This is a genomic window from Klebsiella sp. 141251 (genome assembly GCF_050600725.1).
Taxonomy (GTDB): domain Bacteria; phylum Pseudomonadota; class Gammaproteobacteria; order Enterobacterales; family Enterobacteriaceae; genus Klebsiella; species Klebsiella aerogenes.
The window spans coordinates 919,879-940,919 of record NZ_JAQIRG010000001.1 but is presented as its reverse complement, the minus strand read 5'-3'; the positions used below and the strand labels follow the sequence as shown (position 1 = coordinate 940,919).

At 56.8% G+C, this 21,041-nt stretch carries 21 protein-coding genes and 1 pseudogene; 12 read left to right on the top strand and 10 right to left on the bottom strand.

Annotated features, from left to right (window positions below):
- Nucleotides 1-3 precede the first annotated feature (3 nt).
- Complete coding sequence (gene putP, locus PGR09_RS04475; protein ID WP_045365591.1) at nt 4-1,512, bottom strand: sodium/proline symporter PutP; 1,509 nt, start codon at nt 1,510-1,512, stop codon at nt 4-6.
- Nucleotides 1,513-1,934: 422 nt separating this feature from the next.
- On the opposite strand from putP, the gene putA reads away from it, so the two are divergent.
- The gene (gene putA, locus PGR09_RS04470) at nt 1,935-5,897 is read left to right on the top strand and encodes a trifunctional transcriptional regulator/proline dehydrogenase/L-glutamate gamma-semialdehyde dehydrogenase (protein WP_047078736.1); all 3,963 of its coding nucleotides are present in this window, start codon (nt 1,935-1,937) and stop codon (nt 5,895-5,897) included.
- Between the two features lie 167 nt (nt 5,898-6,064).
- Complete coding sequence (locus PGR09_RS04465; protein ID WP_045396958.1) at nt 6,065-6,460, top strand: lysozyme inhibitor LprI family protein; 396 nt, start codon at nt 6,065-6,067, stop codon at nt 6,458-6,460.
- On the opposite strand, the gene rutR is transcribed toward PGR09_RS04465, so the two are convergent.
- On the bottom strand, nt 6,457-7,095 hold the full coding sequence (rutR, locus tag PGR09_RS04460) for an HTH-type transcriptional regulator RutR (protein ID WP_045396960.1): 639 nt from the start codon (nt 7,093-7,095) through the stop codon (nt 6,457-6,459). The genes PGR09_RS04465 and rutR overlap by 4 nt on opposite strands.
- 284 nt (nt 7,096-7,379) lie before the next feature.
- Between rutR and rutA the strand changes: the two genes are divergently transcribed.
- The 7 genes from rutA to rutG are packed head-to-tail and all read left to right on the top strand — an operon-like array spanning nt 7,380 to nt 12,802.
- Nucleotides 7,380-8,471, top strand: coding sequence for a pyrimidine utilization protein A (gene rutA, locus PGR09_RS04455; RefSeq protein WP_045396962.1), 1,092 nt, complete (start codon nt 7,380-7,382; stop codon nt 8,469-8,471).
- Nucleotides 8,471-9,181 (top strand): pyrimidine utilization protein B, encoded by a 711-nt coding sequence (rutB, locus tag PGR09_RS04450; RefSeq protein ID WP_047078735.1) that lies wholly within the window; start codon nt 8,471-8,473, stop codon nt 9,179-9,181. Before rutA ends, rutB begins: the two co-directional genes overlap by 1 nt.
- On the top strand, nt 9,174-9,566 hold the full coding sequence (gene rutC, locus PGR09_RS04445; protein WP_045396967.1) for a pyrimidine utilization protein C: 393 nt from the start codon (nt 9,174-9,176) through the stop codon (nt 9,564-9,566). The genes rutB and rutC overlap by 8 nt, the downstream gene beginning before the upstream one ends.
- Nucleotides 9,563-10,366 carry a pyrimidine utilization protein D gene (gene rutD / locus PGR09_RS04440; protein ID WP_047078734.1) on the top strand — a complete coding sequence of 268 codons (804 nt, stop codon included), beginning with the start codon at nt 9,563-9,565 and terminating at the stop codon, nt 10,364-10,366. The genes rutC and rutD overlap by 4 nt, the downstream gene beginning before the upstream one ends.
- Nucleotides 10,363-10,953: a malonic semialdehyde reductase gene (locus PGR09_RS04435; protein ID WP_047078733.1), complete on the top strand. Its 591-nt coding sequence runs from the start codon at nt 10,363-10,365 to the stop codon at nt 10,951-10,953. Before rutD ends, PGR09_RS04435 begins: the two co-directional genes overlap by 4 nt.
- A gap of 10 nt (nt 10,954-10,963) precedes the next feature.
- Nucleotides 10,964-11,458, top strand: coding sequence for an NADH-dependent FMN reductase RutF (gene rutF / locus PGR09_RS04430; RefSeq protein ID WP_045396975.1), 495 nt, complete (start codon nt 10,964-10,966; stop codon nt 11,456-11,458).
- 21 nt (nt 11,459-11,479) lie between these two features.
- Nucleotides 11,480-12,802, top strand: a complete 1,323-nt coding sequence (gene rutG, locus PGR09_RS04425; protein WP_047043581.1) for a pyrimidine utilization transport protein G — start codon at nt 11,480-11,482, stop codon at nt 12,800-12,802.
- Between the two features lie 44 nt (nt 12,803-12,846).
- On the opposite strand, the gene PGR09_RS04420 is transcribed toward rutG, so the two are convergent.
- Nucleotides 12,847-13,773, bottom strand: a complete 927-nt coding sequence (locus tag PGR09_RS04420; RefSeq protein ID WP_045396980.1) for a DMT family transporter — start codon at nt 13,771-13,773, stop codon at nt 12,847-12,849.
- A 157-nt stretch (nt 13,774-13,930) separates the two neighbouring features.
- The gene (locus PGR09_RS04415; RefSeq protein WP_015367250.1) at nt 13,931-14,104 is read right to left on the bottom strand and encodes a general stress protein; all 174 of its coding nucleotides are present in this window, start codon (nt 14,102-14,104) and stop codon (nt 13,931-13,933) included.
- Nucleotides 14,105-14,495: 391 nt separating this feature from the next.
- Between PGR09_RS04415 and wrbA the strand changes: the two genes are divergently transcribed.
- On the top strand, nt 14,496-15,092 hold the full coding sequence (gene wrbA / locus PGR09_RS04410) for an NAD(P)H:quinone oxidoreductase (protein WP_015367251.1): 597 nt from the start codon (nt 14,496-14,498) through the stop codon (nt 15,090-15,092).
- 20 nt (nt 15,093-15,112) lie between these two features.
- Nucleotides 15,113-15,340 carry a YccJ family protein gene (locus PGR09_RS04405; RefSeq protein ID WP_015367252.1) on the top strand — a complete coding sequence of 76 codons (228 nt, stop codon included), beginning with the start codon at nt 15,113-15,115 and terminating at the stop codon, nt 15,338-15,340.
- 66 nt (nt 15,341-15,406) lie between these two features.
- Here the strand turns inward: PGR09_RS04405 and agp are convergent, their stop codons facing one another.
- Together agp and PGR09_RS04395 are read right to left on the bottom strand one after the other, a co-directional pair.
- Nucleotides 15,407-16,654, bottom strand: coding sequence for a bifunctional glucose-1-phosphatase/inositol phosphatase (gene agp / locus PGR09_RS04400; RefSeq protein ID WP_396279775.1), 1,248 nt, complete (start codon nt 16,652-16,654; stop codon nt 15,407-15,409).
- A gap of 619 nt (nt 16,655-17,273) precedes the next feature.
- Nucleotides 17,274-17,498 (bottom strand): hypothetical protein, encoded by a 225-nt coding sequence (locus tag PGR09_RS04395; RefSeq protein WP_045396984.1) that lies wholly within the window; start codon nt 17,496-17,498, stop codon nt 17,274-17,276.
- A gap of 266 nt (nt 17,499-17,764) precedes the next feature.
- Between PGR09_RS04395 and PGR09_RS04390 the strand changes: the two genes are divergently transcribed.
- Nucleotides 17,765-17,887, top strand: a complete 123-nt coding sequence (locus tag PGR09_RS04390) for a small membrane protein (RefSeq protein ID WP_072251592.1) — start codon at nt 17,765-17,767, stop codon at nt 17,885-17,887.
- Between the two features lie 141 nt (nt 17,888-18,028).
- Here the strand turns inward: PGR09_RS04390 and PGR09_RS04385 are convergent, their stop codons facing one another.
- From PGR09_RS04385 to PGR09_RS04370, 4 genes and pseudogenes are all read right to left on the bottom strand, one after another.
- Nucleotides 18,029-18,442 (bottom strand): hypothetical protein, encoded by a 414-nt coding sequence (locus PGR09_RS04385; RefSeq protein ID WP_430915831.1) that lies wholly within the window; start codon nt 18,440-18,442, stop codon nt 18,029-18,031.
- Nucleotides 18,443-18,497: 55 nt separating this feature from the next.
- A pseudogene (locus PGR09_RS04380) lies at nt 18,498-18,743 on the bottom strand (T6SS immunity protein Tli3 family protein); the annotation flags it as partial.
- Nucleotides 18,744-18,752: 9 nt separating this feature from the next.
- The gene (locus PGR09_RS04375) at nt 18,753-19,022 is read right to left on the bottom strand and encodes a hypothetical protein (RefSeq protein ID WP_316422549.1); all 270 of its coding nucleotides are present in this window, start codon (nt 19,020-19,022) and stop codon (nt 18,753-18,755) included.
- A gap of 465 nt (nt 19,023-19,487) precedes the next feature.
- Nucleotides 19,488-20,879: an APC family permease gene (locus tag PGR09_RS04370; protein WP_015367261.1), complete on the bottom strand. Its 1,392-nt coding sequence runs from the start codon at nt 20,877-20,879 to the stop codon at nt 19,488-19,490.
- Nucleotides 20,880-21,041: the final 162 nt, after the last annotated feature.

Sequence of the window (21,041 nt, the reverse complement as noted above, 5' to 3'; positions counted from 1 at the left end):
CTTTTATTCAGCGGTAGCGCGTACCGGCGGCGCAGAATGGTAATGCGCGTCCGCTTCGGCAAAACGCTGCTGCATGGCCGCCGATGGCGCTTTGCCCAGCAGGCTGAAGACCACAATCCCGATACTGCCGAACAGGAAGCCAGGGATGATTTCATACAGTCCCAACCAGCCGAACTGTTTCCAGACGATAACCGTAACCGCGCCAATAATCATCCCGGCCAGCGCGCCGTTACGAGTCATACGCGACCACATCACCGAGAACAGCACCACCGGGCCAAATGCGGCGCCGAAGCCTGCCCATGCGTAGCTGACCAGACCCAGTACGCGGTTTTCCGGGTTAGCGGCCAGCGCAATCGCAATCAGCGCTACCACCAGCACCATGAAGCGGCCGATCCAGACCAACTCTTTCTGACCGGCGTTTTTACGCAGGAAGGCTTTATACAGATCTTCGGTAATCGCGCTGGAGCAGACCAGCAGCTGGCAGCTCAGGGTCGACATGACCGCCGCCAGAATGGCCGACAGCAGGATCCCGGCAATCCACGGGTTAAACAGGATTTGCGCCAGTTCGATAAATACCCGTTCGGCGTTCTGATTAACCGCGCCCGCCAGGCTCGGGTTGTTATTAAAGTAGGCGATACCGAAGAAACCGACCGATACCGCGCCCGCCAGACAGAGGATCATCCAGGTCATACTAATACGACGCGCATGAACAATGCTGTGGTGAGAATCCGCCGCCATAAAGCGCGCCAGAATATGCGGCTGGCCGAAATAACCGAGACCCCAACCCATCAGCGAAATAATCGCCACGAAGTTCAGTCCCTTGAGCATGTCGATATTTTCGATGCTTTTTTGCTTAATCACTTCCAGCGAATCGCCGAAACCGCCGACCGAGATAATCACCATCACCGGCGTTAAAATCAGCGCGAAGATCATCAGGCTGGCCTGCACGGTATCGGTCCAGCTCACCGCCAGGAAACCGCCCACGAAGGTATAGATGATTGTCGCGGCGGCACCGGCCCACAGCGCGGTTTCATAGCTCATACCGAAGGTGCTTTCGAACAGACGTGCGCCGGCAACAATCCCGGAAGCACAATAAATAGTGAAGAACAGTAAGATAACCAGCGCGGAGATAATACGCAGCACACGGCTTTTATCTTCGAAGCGTCCGGTAAAATAGTCCGGCAGCGTCAGGGCGTTGTTGTTGACTTCGGTATGCACGCGCAGGCGCCCGGCCACCAGTTTCCAGTTAATCCACGCCCCCAGGGTCAGGCCGATGGCGATCCAGCTTTCGGAAATCCCGGAGAGAAAAATCGCCCCCGGTAACCCCATCAGCAGCCAGCCGCTCATATCTGATGCACCGGCAGAGAGCGCGGTCACAAATGGCCCAAGGCTGCGGCCGCCGAGAATATAATCGTCAAAGTTCTTGGTTGAGCGCCAGGCAATAAAACCTATCAGTACCATGCCAAAAATATAAACAATAAACGTCACCAACATGGGTGTGCTAATAGCCATGCAAATCTCCAGAATTTATTTCGACAACGTCCAACTTTGTCGTTTTATCCACTACCGGAACGGGGTAATGGCGTATTGGTTGTATTGGGCGAGCGTATCCTGACGGATGCGTCGGTATTTCACAAACGATTTAACACAGCATTTACACGAAAGTTGTCTCAGGAAAAATAGCAATTTTCTATAGGTTGCACTCCCTCACGTTTTTACGGGTTGCACCTGAAAAAACTGTTAAGCAACGCAGATAAATACGTTATTTGAATGAGGCTATTTATTGGAAAATCTTATCAAGGCTATTAACAATTCATTCATTTCTCAGCTTGCTAGCCAGGTCACAATTAACAAGGTTGCACAAAGTTGCAACATGGGTGATATTTCTACGCAACCAATAAAAGGGCATTACATAGCTAACAGGAGTTCCCGCAATGGGCACCACCACCATGGGTGTAAAACTTGACGACGCCACGCGCGAACGCATTAAGTCCGCCGCGAGCCGTATTGACCGCACGCCGCACTGGCTGATTAAGCAAGCCATCTTCAACTATCTGGAAAAGCTGGAAAACGACGAGACGCTACCGGAACTGCCGGCGCTCCTTTCCGGCGCCGCCAATGAAAGCGATGAAGCAGGCACTCCGGCGGACGAGCCGTATCAGCCGTTCCTTGAGTTCGCCGAACAAATTCTGCCGCAATCGGTCAGCCGCGCGGCGATCACCGCCGCCTGGCGACGCCCGGAAACCGATGCGGTACCGATGTTGCTGGAGCAGGCCCGTCTGCCGCAGCCGTTAGGCGAACAGGCGCACAAGCTGGCCTACCAGCTGGCGGAAAAGCTACGCAACCAGAAAACCGCCAGCGGCCGCGCTGGCATGGTGCAGAGCCTGCTGCAGGAGTTCTCGCTTTCCTCGCAGGAAGGCGTGGCGCTGATGTGCCTGGCCGAAGCGCTGCTGCGCATTCCGGATAAAGCCACCCGCGATGCGCTAATCCGCGACAAAATCAGCAACGGCAACTGGCAATCGCATATCGGCCGCAGCCCGTCGCTGTTCGTTAACGCCGCCACCTGGGGGCTGTTGTTTACCGGGAAACTGGTGTCGACGCATAATGAGACCAGCCTCTCCCGCTCGCTGAACCGCATTATTGGCAAGAGCGGCGAACCGCTGATCCGCAAAGGCGTGGATATGGCGATGCGCCTGATGGGCGAGCAGTTCGTCACTGGCGAAACCATCGCCGAAGCGCTGGCCAACGCCCGCAAGCTGGAAGAGAAAGGGTTCCGTTACTCCTACGATATGCTCGGCGAAGCCGCGCTGACCGCCGCCGATGCGCAGGCCTATATGGTCTCTTATCAGCAGGCGATCCACGCCATCGGTAAAGCCTCCAACGGCCGCGGCATTTATGAAGGGCCGGGGATCTCAATTAAACTTTCCGCGCTGCACCCGCGCTACAGCCGCGCGCAGTATGACCGGGTCATGGAAGAGCTCTATCCGCGCCTTAAATCGCTGACGCTGCTGGCGCGCCAGTACGACATCGGCATTAACATCGATGCCGAAGAGGCCGACCGCCTGGAGATCTCCCTCGACCTGCTGGAAAAACTATGCTTCGAACCGGAGCTGGCCGGCTGGAACGGTATCGGCTTTGTTATTCAGGCCTATCAGAAACGCTGCCCGTTTGTGATTGATTCGCTGATCGACATGGCGACCCGCAGCCGCCGTCGCCTGATGATTCGCCTGGTGAAAGGCGCCTATTGGGATAGCGAAATCAAACGCGCGCAGATGGAAGGCCTCGAAGGCTATCCGGTTTATACCCGTAAGGTCTACACCGACGTTTCGTATCTCGCCTGCGCCAAAAAGCTGCTGGCGGTACCGAACCTGATTTATCCGCAGTTTGCCACCCATAACGCCCATACGCTGGCGGCTATCTACCAGCTGGCGGGGCAAAACTACTACCCTGGCCAGTACGAGTTCCAGTGCCTGCACGGCATGGGCGAACCGCTGTATGAGCAGGTCGTGGGCAAAGTCGCCGACGGCAAACTAAACCGTCCGTGTCGTATCTACGCGCCGGTCGGTACCCATGAAACGCTGCTGGCGTATCTGGTGCGTCGTCTACTGGAAAACGGCGCCAATACCTCCTTCGTTAACCGTATCGCGGATAATACCCTGCCGCTGGACGAACTGGTGGCCGATCCGGTCAGCGCGGTCGAAAAACTGGCGCAGCAGGAAGGCCAGGCCGGCCTGCCGCATCCGAAAATTCCGCTGCCGCGCGATCTCTACGGTAACGGCCGCAGCAACTCCGCCGGTCTGGATCTGGCTAACGAACACCGACTGGCCTCCCTCTCCTCTTCGTTGCTTAACAGCGCGCTGCATAAATGGCAGGCGCTACCGATGCTGGAGCAGCCGGTGGTAGAAGGCGAGATGCAGCCGGTCATTAACCCGGCGGAACCGAAAGATATCGTCGGCTACGTCCGCGAAGCCAGCGATGCCGAAGTGCAGCAGGCGCTGACAAGCGCTATCAATAACGCGCCAATTTGGTTCGCCACTCCGCCGCAGGAACGCGCCGCCATTCTTGAGCGCGCTGCCGTACTGATGGAAAGCCAGATGCCGACCCTGATGGGGATCCTGGTGCGCGAAGCTGGCAAAACCTTCAGCAACGCCATTGCTGAAGTGCGCGAAGCGGTCGACTTCCTTCACTATTATGCCGGTCAGGTGCGCGACGATTTCGATAATGAAACCCACCGTCCATTGGGCCCGGTCGTCTGTATCAGCCCGTGGAACTTCCCGCTGGCGATCTTCACCGGCCAGATTGCCGCGGCGCTGGCGGCAGGCAACAGCGTGCTGGCCAAACCGGCCGAGCAGACGCCGCTTATCGCCGCGCAAGGCGTAGCGATTCTGCTGGAAGCCGGCGTACCGCCGGGGGTGATTCAACTGCTGCCGGGCCGCGGGGAAACCGTCGGCGCCGCGCTAACCTCAGACGAACGCGTTCGCGGCGTAATGTTTACCGGTTCGACCGAAGTAGCGACGCTGCTGCAGCGCAACATCGCTAACCGCCTTGATGCGCAGGGCCGTCCGACACCGCTTATCGCGGAAACCGGCGGCATGAACGCGATGATCGTCGACTCGTCGGCGCTCACCGAGCAGGTGGTGATCGACGTACTGGCCTCGGCTTTCGACAGCGCCGGCCAGCGCTGTTCCGCCCTGCGCGTGCTTTGCCTGCAGGAAGAAGTCGCCGACCATACGTTAACCATGCTGCGCGGCGCGATGAGCGAATGCCGGATGGGTAATCCGGGTCGCCTGACCACCGATATCGGCCCGGTAATCGACGCGGAAGCCAAAGAGAATATCGAACGCCATATTCAGGCGCTGCGCGCGAAAGGCCGCAATGTCTTCCAGGCGGTACGTGAAAATAGCGAAGATGCCCGCGAGTGGAATCATGGTACTTTCGTGGCGCCGACGCTTATCGAACTCGAGAGCTTCGACGAACTGAAAAAAGAGGTCTTCGGCCCGGTTCTGCACGTGGTGCGCTATAACCGTAACGAACTGGATAAGCTGGTTGAGCAGATTAACGCCTCCGGCTACGGCTTGACCCTCGGCGTGCATACCCGTATCGACGAGACCATTGCGCAGGTCACCGGCAGCGCGAAAGTCGGTAACCTGTACGTCAACCGCAATATGGTTGGCGCGGTGGTCGGCGTACAGCCGTTCGGCGGCGAAGGGTTATCGGGCACCGGCCCGAAAGCCGGCGGCCCGCTGTACCTGTATCGTTTGCTGTCCAGTCGCCCGCAGGGCGCGGTCGGCGTCACTTTCGCCCGCCAGGATGCGGAGCGTCCGCTGGACGCCCAGTTGAAAACGCTGCTGGAGAAACCGCTGCAGGCGCTGCAGCAGTGGGCGGCTGGCCGTCCTGAACTGCAGGCGCTGTGTCAGCAATACAGCGAGCTGGCGCAAAGCGGCACCCAACGCCTGCTGCCAGGGCCAACCGGCGAGCGCAATACCCTGACGCTGATGCCGCGCGAGCGCGTATTGTGCGTGGCGGATAACGAGCAGGACGCGCTGATTCAGCTGGCGGCGGCGATGGCGGTTGGTTGTGAAGTGCTGTGGCCGGATAGCGCCCTGCAGCGCGAACTGGCGAAGAAACTGCCGCGTGAGGTCAGCGAGCGGATTCATTTTGCGAAAGCGGATCAGTTGACCAGTCAGGCCTTCGACGCGGTCATTTATCATGGTGATTCCGATCAGCTGCGCGAGCTGTGTGAGCAGGTGGCGGCGCGCGACGGGGCAATTGTATCGGTGCAGGGCTTTGCCCGCGGCGAAACCAATCTGCTGCTGGAGCGCCTGTATATCGAGCGTTCATTGAGCGTCAACACCGCCGCGGCAGGCGGTAACGCCAGCCTGATGACCATCGGCTAAAACGGGCTCCCCGGTGGCGCTACGCTTACCGGGGCTACATAACCCCGCCAAAGGGTAGCCCGGCCGCCATCCGGGACATCTACGGCGTGTTCAACTAATGACAGCCGACGTTAGCTGTGCTTAATTAAGGCTCCCGGACGGGAGCTTTTTTTTATGGGAGTAGAACGATGAAACGCACTTTAATTGCCGTGGCTGCCCTATTAGCCAGCGGCGCGGCGTGGGCGGATGACTGCAGCAATGCCAACACGCAAACCGAAATGAACCAGTGCGCCGCCGCACAATATCAGGCGGCCGATAAAAAGCTGAATGAGACCTGGGAGCAGGCGCTGAAACGCGCCTCCGGCAAACAGCTTGAATTGCTGAAAAAAGCCCAGCAGGCGTGGATTTCCCTGCGTGACGCCGACTGCGCGTTTCTCGCTTCCGGCGCGGAAGGCGGCAGTATGCAACCGATGCTGATAAGCCAGTGCATGACCGATAAGAGCGTCGAGCGCGAAGCCTTCCTCGCCTCGCTGCTTCAGTGCGAAGACGGCGACCAAAACTGCCCGCTGCCGCCAGCTAATTAACGTACGCGGATCCCTTCGATAATCATCCGCTGCACGTTATCCACAGTTTGCTGGAAAAACTGCTCATCCTGCAGCGTTGCGCCGGTTACCGCCTCCACCTGAGTGGCGAAATCGGCGTAATGCTGCGTCGTCGCCCAGATCATAAAGATAAGGTGCTGCGGATCGACCGCCGCCAGCTTGCCGCTATCAATCCATGACGAGATTATCGCCGACTTTTCATCTATCAACGCCTTCAGATCGCCGGTCAGTTCGCCCATGAGCAGCGGCGCCCCCTGTAGCATCTCCAGACAGAACAGTCTGGAGGCCTGAGGATGATCGCGCGATACTTCAAGCTTAAGGCGAATATATTCGCGGATCGCCACCAGCGGGCTGATATCTTCGCGAAATGCCCGCAACGGCGCCAGCCAGATGGCGAGGATCCGCTGCAGCACGGCAACGTACAGCGCCTCTTTTGACGGGTAGTAATAGAGTAAATTGGTTTTCGATACCCCGGCCAGTTCAGCGACCTGTTCCAGCCGCGTACCGTGAATGCCGAACTGCGAGAAGGTCTCCAGCGCAGCGGCCAGAATGGCCTCTTTTTTGGCGCTCACCGCCTGTGAACGCTTGCCGGTTTTTTTCACGGCGCCCTGTGCCATACGTCTTCTCCTTCAGTAGTCGTCTTCAGCATAGCAAAAGCCCCTCGCCGACACGACCCTGCGCACTCCGATCGCGCATGACTGCCGTTTTTTCGTGCACTGATTTTGACCATTCGGTCCACATTTTCATCATCAAATCCGGCAACCATTACACAACACATTAATAACAAAACCTTTTTTAAAACTGGCATTACCTTTGCTTTATTTCCACTGCGAGGTGGTTCGGGGAGAGGCAGGATGCCGCACCGCGCGATTTCATCTTCCATGACGACAGAGAGGTAGTTATGAAAATCGGTGTTTTCGTTCCCATTGGTAATAACGGCTGGTTAATTTCCACGCATGCGCCGCAGTATATGCCGTCCTTCGAACTGAATAAGGCGATTGTGCAGAAGGCCGAGCGCTACCATTTCGACTTCGCGCTCTCCATGATCAAACTGCGCGGCTTTGGAGGAAAAACGGAATTCTGGGATCATAACCTGGAATCGTTCACCCTGATGGCCGGTCTGGCGGCGGTGACGTCGAAGATAGAGATTTATGCCACCGCCGCGACGCTGACGCTCCCTCCGGCCATCGTCGCCCGCATGGCGTCCACTATCGACTCTATCTCCGGCGGACGTTTTGGCGTGAATCTGGTGACCGGCTGGCAAAAACCGGAATATGACCAGATGGGGATCTGGCCCGGCGATGAATACTTCGCCAGTCGCTATGACTACCTGACTGAATACGTTACGGTTCTGCGCGACCTGTGGGGCACCGGGCGCAGCGATTTTAAAGGTGATTACTTCACCATGAACGACTGCCGGGTCAGCCCGCGGCCCTCGCAGCCGATGAAGGTTATCTGCGCCGGGCAAAGCGACGCCGGCATGGCGTTCTCCGCCCAACACGCCGACTACAACTTTTGCTTTGGCAAAGGGGTTAATACCCCCGCCGCCTTCGCGCCCACCGCCGCACGGATGATGCAGGCGGCGGAAAAAACCGGCCGCGACGTTGGCTCCTACGTGCTGTTTATGGTGATCGCCGACGAAACTGACGAAGCGGCCCGCGCTAAATGGGAACACTACAAGGCCGGCGCGGATGAAGAGGCGCTGGCATGGCTGACCGAACAGAGCCAGAAAGATACCCGCTCCGGCAGCGATACCAACGTCCGCCAGATGGCCGACCCCACCTCCGCGGTCAACATCAATATGGGCACCCTCGTCGGCTCTTATGCCAACGTCGCCCGTATGCTCGATGAGGTGGCGGCGGTCCCCGGTACCGACGGCGTACTGCTGACCTTCGATGATTTCCTGCAGGGCATTGACGCCTTCGGCGAACGTATTCAGCCGTTGATGCGCTGCCGTGACCATATTGCTCCCATTACCCGCGAGGTGGCCTGATGATTACCCTTCCCGCTCGCCCGGAATCGCTGACCTTCGCGCCCCAGCACAGCGCGCTGATCGTGGTCGATATGCAAAACGCCTATGCAAGCCAGGGCGGATATCTGGATCTCGCCGGTTTTGACGTCTCCGCCACCCGGCCGGTTATCGATAATATTAATCTCGCGGTGGCCGCCGCCCGCGCCGCAGGCATGTTAATTATCTGGTTCCAGAATGGCTGGGACGAACAGTATGTGGAAGCCGGCGGCCCCGGCTCGCCGAATTACCATAAATCCAACGCGCTGAAGACCATGCGCCAACGCCCGGAACTGCAGGGCAAGCTGCTGGCAAAAGGCGGTTGGGATTATCAACTGGTTGACGAATTGCGGCCGCAGGAGGGCGATATCGTCCTGCCGAAACCGCGCTACAGCGGCTTTTTCAATACCCCTCTCGACAGCATTTTACGCAGCCGCGGTATTCGCCACCTGGTGTTCACCGGCATCGCCACCAACGTCTGCGTCGAATCGACGCTGCGCGATGGTTTCTTCCTTGAATACTTCGGCGTGGTGCTGGAGGATGCCACCCATCAGGCAGGCCCCGCCTTCGCGCAACAGGCGGCGTTGTTCAACATTGAAACCTTTTTCGGCTGGGTCAGCGATGTCGGCAGCTTCTGTCGCGCCATAGAACCCGCCGCCCCGCTCGCTTTTTGCGAGGAGAAACGCTATGCCTAAACAGGTGATTATTCCCCCCGGCACCGCTACGCCGATTGCCCCCTTTGTTCCTGGGACGCTCGCCGACGGGGTGGTGTATGTCTCCGGCACTCTGCCGTTTGATAAGCAAAACGATGTGCTCTACCCCGGCGACCCAAAGGCGCAAACCCGTCACGTGCTGGAGACCATCAAATGCGTTATCGAAACGGCGGGGGGCAGTATGGCGGATGTGACCTTCAACAGTATCTTTATTACCGACTGGCAAAATTACGCCGCGATTAACGAGGTCTACGCCGAGTTTTTCCCCGGTGATAAACCGGCGCGTTTCTGTATTCAGTGCGGGCTGGTGAAACCCGATGCGCTGGTGGAAATTGCCAGCGTCGCCCATATCGGTACTCCAACATGATGAGGCTCAATATTGCCCCGCCGCCGTGGCCCGGCGCGCCGGTGGTGGTGCTGAGCGCCGGGCTTGGCGGCGCTGGCGCGTACTGGCTGGCGCAGCGGGCGGCGCTGGAACAGCATTATCAACTGGTGCTCTATGACCATAACGGTACCGGGGAGAATCGCGGCCCGTTGGCGGAAAATTACAGTATGGCGACCATGGCGCAGGAGCTTTTCCTCGCTCTGCAAGCGGCCGGTCTCACGCGCTTCGCGCTGGTGGGCCACGCGCTGGGGGCGCTGATTGGCCTGCAGCTGGCGCTCGACTATCCACGCGCGGTCAGCGCCCTGGTGCTGGTCAACGGCTGGCTGACGCTGTCGCCGCATACCCGCCGCTGCTTTCAGGTCCGCGAACGCCTGCTGCATGCCGGCGGCGTTCAGGCGTGGGTCGAGGCTCAACCGCTGTTTCTCTATCCGGCAGAGTGGATGGCAGCCCGCCTGCCGCGTCTCGAAGCGGAAGACGCGTTGGCCATTAGCCATTTCCAGGGCAAGGAGAATCTATTGAAACGGCTGCAGGCCCTGAAACAGGCGGATTTTTCGCGCCGCGCGGCGGCTATCGCCTGCCCGACGCTCATCATCAGCGCCGCCGACGACCTGCTGGTCCCCGCCTCCTGCTCGCGAATGCTGCAGGCGGCGATACCCGGTAGCCGACTCGTGGAAATGGCCTGGGGCGGCCATGCCTGTAACGTTACCGACAGCGACACTTTTAACCCTATCTTACGCGACGGTCTGGCGGCCCTGCTGCCGGTCGCCGAGGAGAATATATGAGCGAAGCAATCAACCAAAAGGCTTGCGAAACCCTTTTCACCCGTGCCCGGACCTACAATGGCTGGCGAGATCTCGCGGTTAGTGACCAGCAACTGCGGGCAATTTACGACCTGATGAAAATGGGGCCGACCTCGGCCAACTGTTCACCGGCGCGAATCGTTTTTGTGCGCAGCGCCGAGGGCAAAGCGAAACTCCGCCCAACGCTCTCCAGCGGCAATGTGGAAAAAACCATGCAGGCGCCGGTCACCGCCATCGTGGCCTGGGATAGCGCGTTTTACGACCGCCTGCCCGCGCTGTTTCCCCACGGCGACGCCCGGAGCTGGTTTACTTCCAGCCCGCAGCTGGCTGAGGAAACCGCCTTTCGCAACAGCTCGCTGCAGGCGGCGTATCTGATTTTCGCCTGCCGCTCGCTGGGCCTCGACACCGGCCCGATGTCGGGGTTCGAGCGCGAGAAAGTCGATGCGGCGTTTTTCGCCGACAGCGGCTGGAAAAGCAATCTGCTGGTGAATATCGGCTATGGCGACCCCGGCAAACTGTACGACCGACTGCCGCGCCTGACCTTTGATGAAGCCTGCCTGCTGGTATAAGGAGACGATAATGAACCTAGCGGATCGACACAGTTTTCGCGACGCCATGGCCCACGTCGGCGCGGCGGTGAACATTATCACCACCGAAGGACCTGCCGGGCGCGCCGGTTTTACCGCCAGCGCGGTCTGCAGCGTAACGGACACCCCGCCTACGCTGCTGGTGTGCCTCAACCGTTCGGCCTCGGTCTGGCCGATATTCAGCGAGCATCAGACCCTTTGCGTCAATACCCTCGCGGCAGGGCAGGAGGAATTATCGACTATCTTTGGCGGCAAAACCCCGATGGCGGAACGTTTCGCCGCCGCCGTCTGGCAAACCGGCGCGACCGGCTGCCCGCGGCTGAAAGAGGCGCTGGTCAGTTTCGACTGCCGCATCGACCAGCGACTGCAGGTCGGCACCCATGACATTCTGTTTTGCCAGGTCGTGGCTATCAGCCGCCAGCCGGAACCGCGCGGTCTGATGTGGTTTGACCGCGGCTACCACACGCTTATGCGGCCCGTTTGTTAACCTCTCACCCGGGATATCATCATGGCACTCTTCAGTTTTCCTCGCTGGCAGTTAACCTCCCCCGCCGCGGATGCCGGCGTTGTCGCCCCGGATGAACGTTTATCCGCCGCACAAACGCTGATCATGGGCGTGCAGCACGCCGTGGCGATGTTTGGCGCGACCGTATTAATGCCTTTATTGATGGGGCTTGATCCGAACCTGGCTATCCTGATGTCGGGAGTGGGCACTCTGCTGTTCTTTGTCGTCACTGGCGGTCGGGTACCGAGCTATCTTGGATCCAGCGCCGCCTTCGTCGGCGTGGTCATCACCGTTACCGGCTTTACCGGCCAGGGGTTGAATCCTCATCTCAGCGTCGCCCTCGGCGGCATCATCGCCTGCGGGCTGCTCTATACCCTGATTGGGCTGGTGGTGATGAAAATCGGCACCGGCTGGATAGAGCGTCTGATGCCGCCCGCGGTAACCGGCGCGGTGGTGATGGCGATCGGTCTTAACCTGGCGCCGATTGCCGTGCACAGCGTTTCCGCCAACGCCTTCGACAGCTGGATGGCGATGCTGACGGTGCTTTGTATCGGCGCCGTCGCGGTATTTACCCGAGGACTGCTGCAGCGTCTGCTTATCCTGGTGGGGCTCATTATCGCCTGTGCGCTCTATGCGCTGCTGGCCAACGGATTCGGTCTTGGCAAACCGCTGGATTTTGCCCCGGTCGCTCAGGCGGCATGGTTTGGGGTCCCGCACTTTACTTCGCCCACCTTTGACAGCCAGGCGATGCTGCTGATAGCGCCAGTGGCCATCATTCTGGTGGCGGAAAACCTGGGGCATTTGAAGGCCGTCGCGGGAATGACTGGACGCAATCTGGATCCCTGGATGGGGCGCGCGTTTGTCGGCGACGGGCTAGCGACCCTGCTTTCCGGCGCCTGCGGCGGTAGCGGCGTCACCACCTATGCGGAGAACATCGGCGTTATGGCGGTGACCAAAGTCTATTCAACGCTGGTGTTTGTCGCCGCGGCGCTGATCGCCATCCTGCTCGGTTTTTCACCCAAGTTCGGCGCCCTGATTCATACGATTCCAGGCCCGGTAATTGGCGGCGCGTCAATCGTGGTTTTTGGTTTGATTGCGGTCACCGGGGCGAGGATATGGGTGCAAAATCGGGTCGATCTCAGCCAGAATGCGAATTTAATCATGGTGGCGGTGACTTTGGTTCTGGGCGCAGGCGATTTTACCTTGTCGCTGGGGGGCTTCCGCCTGGGCGGGATTGGGACGGCGACTTTCGGCGCTATTGCGCTGCATGCGTTGCTTAACCGCCGCCAGCATCAGGAAAAGGTGGCGAAAGCCACTACGATATAACCAGGGATGGGTTCGCCCCGGCGGTGCGGCTGCCGGGGCGAAAATTAGGGCTCGTGCCGATCCGCAAGCTCTGGTGCTTCCTCCGCCGCGATCTGCGACCGTGATTTTTTCTTCCACTTCAGCTCGCTGACCAGTACCCCGGCGAGAATAAACAGACAGCCCACCAGCGCCAGCAGCGGCAAACGCTCGCCGGCGATACGACCAAACACGCCAGCCCAAACCGGCTCGCCGGTGTAAATCAGCGTCGCCCGCGTTGGCGATACGCTACGCTGCGCCCAGTTCATGGTGACCTGAATAATGGCGCTGAAAATCCCCAACCCCAGCGCGACGGCCAGCAGTTCCGGGCGCATCGGCGGGATCGACTCCCCTGCCGGCCCCATCGCGGCAAATGCCACCAGCGAAGCGGTCGCCAGCTGTACCACCGTCACCCGGCGCACATCGACCTGACGCGCCCACGCGCTTATTAAAATGATTTCGGCAGCGATAGCCACGGCGCTTGCCAGGGTAATCATTTCGCCAATTCCCAACGCCAGCAGATTATTTTCCGGCCCCGCCAGCAGGATCAGCCCGATAAACGCCAACACGATGCCCACGCAGGACATGACGCCGGGCATGCGCCCCAGACACAGCCACTGCAACAGCGGTACCAGCGGTACATACATGGCGGTAATAAACGCCGATTTACTGCTGGAGATGGACTGTAAGCCCCAGGTTTGCAGGCTGTAACCGAGCGCAATCGCCACGCCGATCGCGACACCGGCCTTAACCTCAAGCCAGGTCAGGCCGCGTAGCGTACGCAGCGACAGTAGCGCTACCGCCAGCGCGGCGGTGGCGAAGCGCAGGCCGACGAAGAAAAACGGCCCGCTAAAGCTCACGGCGTATTGTACGGCAAGAAAGGTTCCGCCCCAGAACATGGTGATCACAATCAGGATCAGTTCCTGCGGCGTTATTGAGAGTTTGAGCGAAGACATGCGGCGACCAATAGCAAAAAATAGCTAACCAGTTTCGCAGGCGCTTCAGGCCGAAAGCAACACCCATTGACAAAAAAACCGCCGACATACGTCGGCGGCGAGGGTGATGCGGCAGGGTCGGGGGAGATTAACACCGCATCATTAAAAACAGTCCCGGCTAGCTATTGCGATTGCCGTGACTATTTTTACCCCCTTTTTTGCCAGCTTCCGAGGCGCGTTGAGGATCGTTTTTAAAGTTCCCCCCGCTGTGCTGGCCACCTTTACGACCTGCTTCTGATGCTCTGGCACGATCTTCGGCAAAGTTGCCGGAACCGCCACGATGGTTTGCCATTACTGACCTCCATTGGATTTGACATCATATTGCATTAGGTGAGTTCAGGGCCTAAGCCCCCGCGGCATATGGCATGGCCATTGTGCATCGCGTGCTTATAAGCGTAGTAAATGAAACTCATTCCCTGGGCAAATAGTCACATTCCGCAACATTTAATCGTCAAAACCAGACGCCAGCCGCGAGCGCAACCGCTAAACATTTCTTCTCTCAGCTGAAATCAGCCCTGCGCAAAATGTATCTATTTGCTACGAGATACGTTGCAAATTAATCTTTGCCATTTTGTTATAAATCAAACAAATGTTTGTTGGATTTGCACTCTGCGCCACAGGCCTTATCTTTATAGATAGCCAGTCGTTTGGCTGGACAATTACGCAACCGAGGAGTGATGCAAATGGCTAAAATTCTGGTGCTTTATTATTCCATGTATGGACACATCGAAACCATGGCCCATGCCGTTGCCGAAGGGGCAAATAAAGTTGACGGCGTTGAGGTGGTTGTGAAGCGCGTGCCGGAAACTATGCAGGCTGAAGCGTTTGCCAAAGCAGGCGGGAAAACACAAAATGCGCCCGTCGCCACACCGCAGGAACTGGCGGAGTATGATGCCATCATCTTTGGTACCCCTACCCGTTTCGGCAATATGTCGGGACAAATGCGCACCTTCCTGGATCAGACCGGCGGTCTGTGGGCTTCCGGCGCGCTGTATGGCAAAGTCGCCAGCGTCTTCAGTTCAACCGGTACCGGCGGCGGCCAGGAGCAGACAATTACCTCAACCTGGACTACCCTTGCCCATCATGGGATGATCATTGTGCCGATTGGCTACGGCGCGCAGGAGCTGTTTGATGTCTCCCAGGTGCGCGGCGGCACGCCATATGGCGCAACCACCATCGCAGGCGGCGACGGCTCCCGTCAACCAAGCCAGGAAGAGCTGGCTATCGCTCGCTATCAGGGTGAACACGTCGCCAATGTGGCTGTGAAATTACACGGCTAACCTTCAACAGGAGGAGTTGCATGCCAAATCAAGAAGCGAAGGCCCACCACGTGGGCGAATGGGCAAGCTTACGTAATACCTCTTTGGAAATCGCCGAAGCCATTTTCGAACTCGCGAATTACGATGAAAAGCTGGCGGAGAAAATTTGGGAAGAAGGCAGCGATGAGGTGCTGTCGCGAGCTTTCGCCAAAACCGACAAAGACAGCCTCTTCTGGGGCGAACAGACCATCGAACGTAAAAACGTCTGATAGCTCAATTACGCGGGCATTGCGCCCGCGCTAATTCTTCACCCGGATTGCTCCGGGTTTTTTGTTTTATTTTGCCGCCTCGTTCATGACCTTTTTGAACGTCTCCAGCGGGCAGAATCCCTGATCATCTACCGGACAACCGTTAAGCGCCAGCGTGACCCGCTGCGGCGGGGATTGCAGGCTCAATGCGTCGGCATTGCGCAGCTGTTCAGTGCTTTGATAGACATACTCAATTTTCATTAAATCGCGATTGCTGCCGCTATCGTGCCAGCGCTGGAACAGCAACTTGCCGCCGATGGGCGTGCGCTCATACTGACCAGGTAACTGATAAGGTTTAAAGTCCAACGCCGTCAGCAGCGAAGCGATGTTGGAATCATGCCCGACCAGCAGCGTTACTTTCGCCTTACCGGCGCCATCGCCCACCAGCGCATTATCGATATATTTGACCAGCGGCTTAGCGACGTTGCGCGCCACTTCCGCGGAAGTAAACAGGCTGTCCTGATAGCCATTTTTCAGCTTCGACAACACCTGCCACTGCCTATCGCTGGCAATTTCGCCCCACGCTACCTGATCCTTCGGAAAACCTTCGTAGTATTGCAGGGTGAAGGCGTCGACCAGCGAGTTGCCGACCTTCAGCGGCCCGGAGACGCCCGGCTCCTGCTGATATTTGGCGCTAAAGGTATCTTTACCGTCGCTAAGCGAGCAGACATGCTTTTCTTTACAGGATGGCGAATTGCGATAGTCGGTCATCTCTTCCAGCAGCTTGTAGCTCTCAGCGAGCTGCATCCCCTGACGCTCTTTCTCCATCGCCTGCACCGCTTTTTGCGCGAATTCGGCTGAATCATCGGTAATGACCGGATTGAAAGTAGGATCCATGGTTCCCATCTGCGGCTGATGATGCACAGGCACCCCGCAGCCCGGGAAAGCGCCGGTGATAAAGAACTGCGCGGTTGCAACGGTGCGCTGCAGGCTATTGGCGTAGGCGTAAACCGCATTTTCAGGCGGGCACTCGCCGCTGTTCACCAGCTTCTGCTGCGCCAGCCACTCACGCATATAGTGACCCATGTAGACTTCCAGCACGCCGCCTTTGGTGGTCAACTGACCGCCTGGTACATCCCACTGCGGCCAGGATTTCGGCGTCGACTGCTCAAGTACGCTGCCATTATTGGCCAGCGGCGCGCGCAGGTTATGGCGGCTCATGATCAGCACCTGTTGCAGCTGATAGCCCTCTGGCGCAACGGCGTCCTGCGCCTGCACGCCGGCGGATAACAATACAGCCCCGGCCACCGCGGCAGCGAGTAGACTTTTTTTCATCCCTTCATCCTCAGTCATTTATTATCATCGCCATCATTGTGACGGATTTATGACATTTTTGCGGGCAATGGCTCACAAACTGAGGCGTCGGTCGCTTTTTTAACACTTCAGAGATGGCCGGGAGCGGCGGATTCAGGACCGTAGATACTGTTATCGGTTTACAACTTTTTAGCTTGAGAAAAGCGTTTATCTCGTGTCGCTCCAGAGTATATCGCGCTCCCGGTTAATTTTTCTGCCATATGTTTTCCGCGGCGCAGGGAGCGCACAGAGGGCGGCTAATCGCTGCCAGGGTTTTTTCCCGGAGGCGGCGCGTTGCGCCTTCTCCGGGCTACCAAATCGCCCAGCGCTGTAGCCCCGGTAAGCGACAGCGCCACCGGGGGTTTTGAGATCACCAGCACCAGTAGTGTCAGCCAGCGTGGTGAAGAAATTAACGGCAGGCCGCACGGACCGTAGATCGGGTAAGGCGTTAGCCGCACCCGACAAAAAAACGGCACCCCGGTCGCCCGGATAAAGCGCAAGCCATAACCCGGGAGTACCTCAGTTGGTATGAACTTAACCGCTACCAAGGTATAAAACAGAGTCAGGATGAGTATCGCAGAGGGAATGGCGAAAGCGGCGTCTATTCCGGTAATGGCACCGCCGCCAGCGTACAAATCGCTTCATGTTCGCCGCCCCGGCGGTCGACCATCACCACTTTATCCCCGGCCTTTTTACCTTCGCAGGGTTTTAACACCTGCTCGACAATTCGTTCGCGAACCTGTTGGCTTTCCGACTGCGCCCAACTGGCAAAAGCCGTCAGCATAAGCGCCGAAGCAAGCAGGCCGGCAAGACTTTTTTTAAACATGCATTACTCTCAGAAAATTCTCATTCAACGATTAGCGTAACAGCCGCAGCCCCGTTCGTCTGTAAATTGACTTAACGGAGTGTTACATCCAACGCCAGGACGCCCACAGAGCGTCATAAACACATTAACACCATCAATACTTTAACATAACGAGCCATGCCGGATGTCTTTGGCACTTTTAGGTCATCTTTCGGAAACATCCCGATGATATCGTCTTCGTGAGGCGTTATTTTTTCTTCTGTTTAAACAACTCATTAGGTTAATTTATGTCGGGTTTTGTGCTCTTTATCGTGGCGATTGCTCTGCTGGGAGTCGCCGTTTACAGTCTGGTGTCCTATATCAAAGAACGCCGCGCCGCTCAGTTGCCAACCGATAAAAAAAAGAAATAATTTCACTTTGCCAATCTTTACACCCGGGCTGCGTATTACCAGGGACAGGAGCCGATCTCACGGTCGGCTTCTTCCCGTAAATACAATAAGATTCAGCTCAATACCCCATATGTTGATATGCCTTATTGACGGCTAAAACAGTCAATGACACACCGGCGCCAAAAGCAATAATGGGTATTTATCCGCTCTGGGCAATCCTGTATACCACAGTGTTTTAGGCGCAGTAACGGACTTAACCTCCAGATAGACTGGGATCTTTTCTTCTACATCAGCAATGACGGACATCGGCTGGTAAAGATATACCGGCTTTTCGCCTACTGCTCTGACATAGTGATTAGTGAACGAAAACGCACAGGCGCTTTCCATACTTTTTGAATCACTGTCTTCTTCATGCATATCGACAGTAATGACGATTCGGTTAATGACGTTGTCATCGGGCGCAGCGATCCATTTATCCACCATGCCGTACTCCGGACACTCGGTAAGGTATTCCACTTCACAGGCGTTGGCGTTAGGGATGTTCAGATGCTCCAGTACCCTCCTCAATGCATCCACACAGAAGTTATCTCCCCCACGTACCCAGACGATAAATTCAGTTCCGCGGTAATGTATAGCGATCAGAAGGGTGGATAAATTTTTTGGTAAAAATTCGGTAGAACTGACTTACCGGCTCAGTATGAATCCCCCTCTGGGTATCCGTATACCAGAGATCGCCCTCACAGTCCCAACCTTTCAGCTCCAGATAACGGTGGTCATCGAAACGATAAATAACCTGCGTCGGCGGTTGTTGCGCCTGACATCCAACGACCATAAGCATGGCCGCCAGAACGGTCCCTGATGTGTATCTCTGCTTCATAAATATTCCCTAAATATCGAGAGCTGACCGTTGGTTTCCTATATCCAGTTCCCTGTCACTTTTGGGTTTCGGCATCTCCCACTGCAGGTTTGCCAATTCCTGATTACCGGCAGCCAGGTCGCGGGATGGCCTCACCCTGGTCGCATTGTTAAATTCGTTTAACACTCCAAACTTGCCCGTGGGTAAAACTTCATTCGGTTTGTTCATAAAGAATTTGGTTACAGCTGCAGGCAATTTACCGGAACGATAATATTCAATTGCCTGTTGGTTCAAACTCAAAGGATCTCGCCAGTCTGCACGATGCAGTAGATCTTCCCAGAACTTACCCGCTTTATAGTCAAATACACGGCTTACTGAGCGTCTCTTCGCCTATAAAAGAATACACATCGGCAGCCATATTTTTGCTTCGAGGAAAGTAAAGCAAATAACGGTTTAACGTATCCTGTAATTGAATTATTTTCGTTTGTTCTGTCACAACCAAATATCCTTTTGATAAAACAGTGCCACTCAAAAATAATACGCCCAGCAACACAAAATTAAAATATAAGTTTATTATTCCATAATATATAATATTACCAGCCCATTACATTCACAGCGGAAATAAAAAACATTCATTTAAAGCCGACAAAAAAACAAAAAATGGGGTAAAGCATATATGCAAGTCATTAAAAAGGGCTCCATGATAAACATGGAGCCCTTATTCGACATCAGGCTTGCCTGCCTTGTTGTCGTGGTAACGCCATATTACGACTCCCAGGCCTGCTCCGCTTTCGTCGCGTCAAACTGCGGCGGCGGTTTACGAAAACGGCGGGTCAGGTAGGTCAGATAAAGCAATCCCAGCGCGGCCCACACCAGACCCAGTGTCAGCGAGGTCGCCTCAAGGTTCAACCACAGTACCCCCACGGTCAGCGCGCCGACCATCGGCAACAGCAGATAGTGGAAGCGGTCTTTCCAGGTTTTGTTATACCCCTTACGCCGCCAGAAGTGGTTGTATACCGAGAGATTAACGAAGGTAAAAGCCACCAGCGCGCCGAAGTTGATAAGAGCCGTCGCGGTCACCAGGTCGAAGAACAGCGCCGACAGCGCGACGATGCCCACCATAATCACGTTCAGCGCCGGGGTACGCCATTTCGGATGCACATAGCCGAAAATGCGCTCCGGGAAGACGTTATCGCGGCCCATCACGTACAGCAAGCGCGACACGCTGGCGTGCGACGCCAGGCCCGATGCCAGGGTATTAACAAAAGTGGTGCACAGGAAAATCGACTGGAACAGCTTGCCGCCGACGTACAGCGCAATTTCCGGCAGCGCGGCGTCCGGATCTTTAAAACGATGGATATCCGGGAAGAACAACTGCATAAAGAACGAGGCGACGATAAAAATAATGCCGCCGTACATTGCGGTAAGGAAGATGGCCTTCGGGATCACCCGCGCGGCATTCGGGGTTTCTTCTGAAAGCGTGGTAACGGCGTCAAAGCCGAGGAACGAGAAGCAGACAATCGTCGCGCCGGTAATAATCGGGATCAAATGCGCATTCTCACTGATAAACGGCTGCAGCGACCAAACGGTACCAACGCCCTCGCCTTTATGCAGCCCTTGTACCACCAGAATCACAAACACCACCATGATGGAGATCTGCACCAGCACGAACAAGGTATTGAAGTTGGCCACCAGGTTGACGCTTTTCAGATTCGCCGCGGTCAGAATGGCGACAAAGGTCACCACCCACACCCACGGCGGCACTTCCGGAAACAGCGCGGAGAGGTAGATCTTCGCCAGCAGGACGTTAATCATCGGCAGGAACAGGTAGTCCAGCAGTGAGGACCAGCCGACCATAAAACCGATATGCGGGCTAATTGATTTTTGCGCATAGGTGTAGGCCGAACCCGCTTCCGGGAACTGGCGCACCAGCTTGCCGTAGCTGATGGCGGTGAATAGCACCCCAGCCAGCGCCAGCAGATAAGAGGCTGGAACGTGGCCATTACTGATGCCGGAAACGATGCCGAAGGTATCAAACACCGTCATGGGGGTCAGATAAGCCAGCCCCATCATCACCACTTGCCACAGTTTGAGCGATTTACGCAGACGCGGTTTTCCCGCCTGAGCGGCGTTTTCTGCAGGAAGATTAGCAGCCATGACGCATTCCCCCCATGCCGACGACAGTTTGCGGGCACAAAGACCGGGTAACAAACCTGCTTAGCAAGGGGGTAAGACGTAAATAAAAGGGTAAGACGGACCGATGAACGGCGGTAAGTTGGCATCCAATGCGGCCAAAGAGGCCCCCTTCTCCCTGCGGAT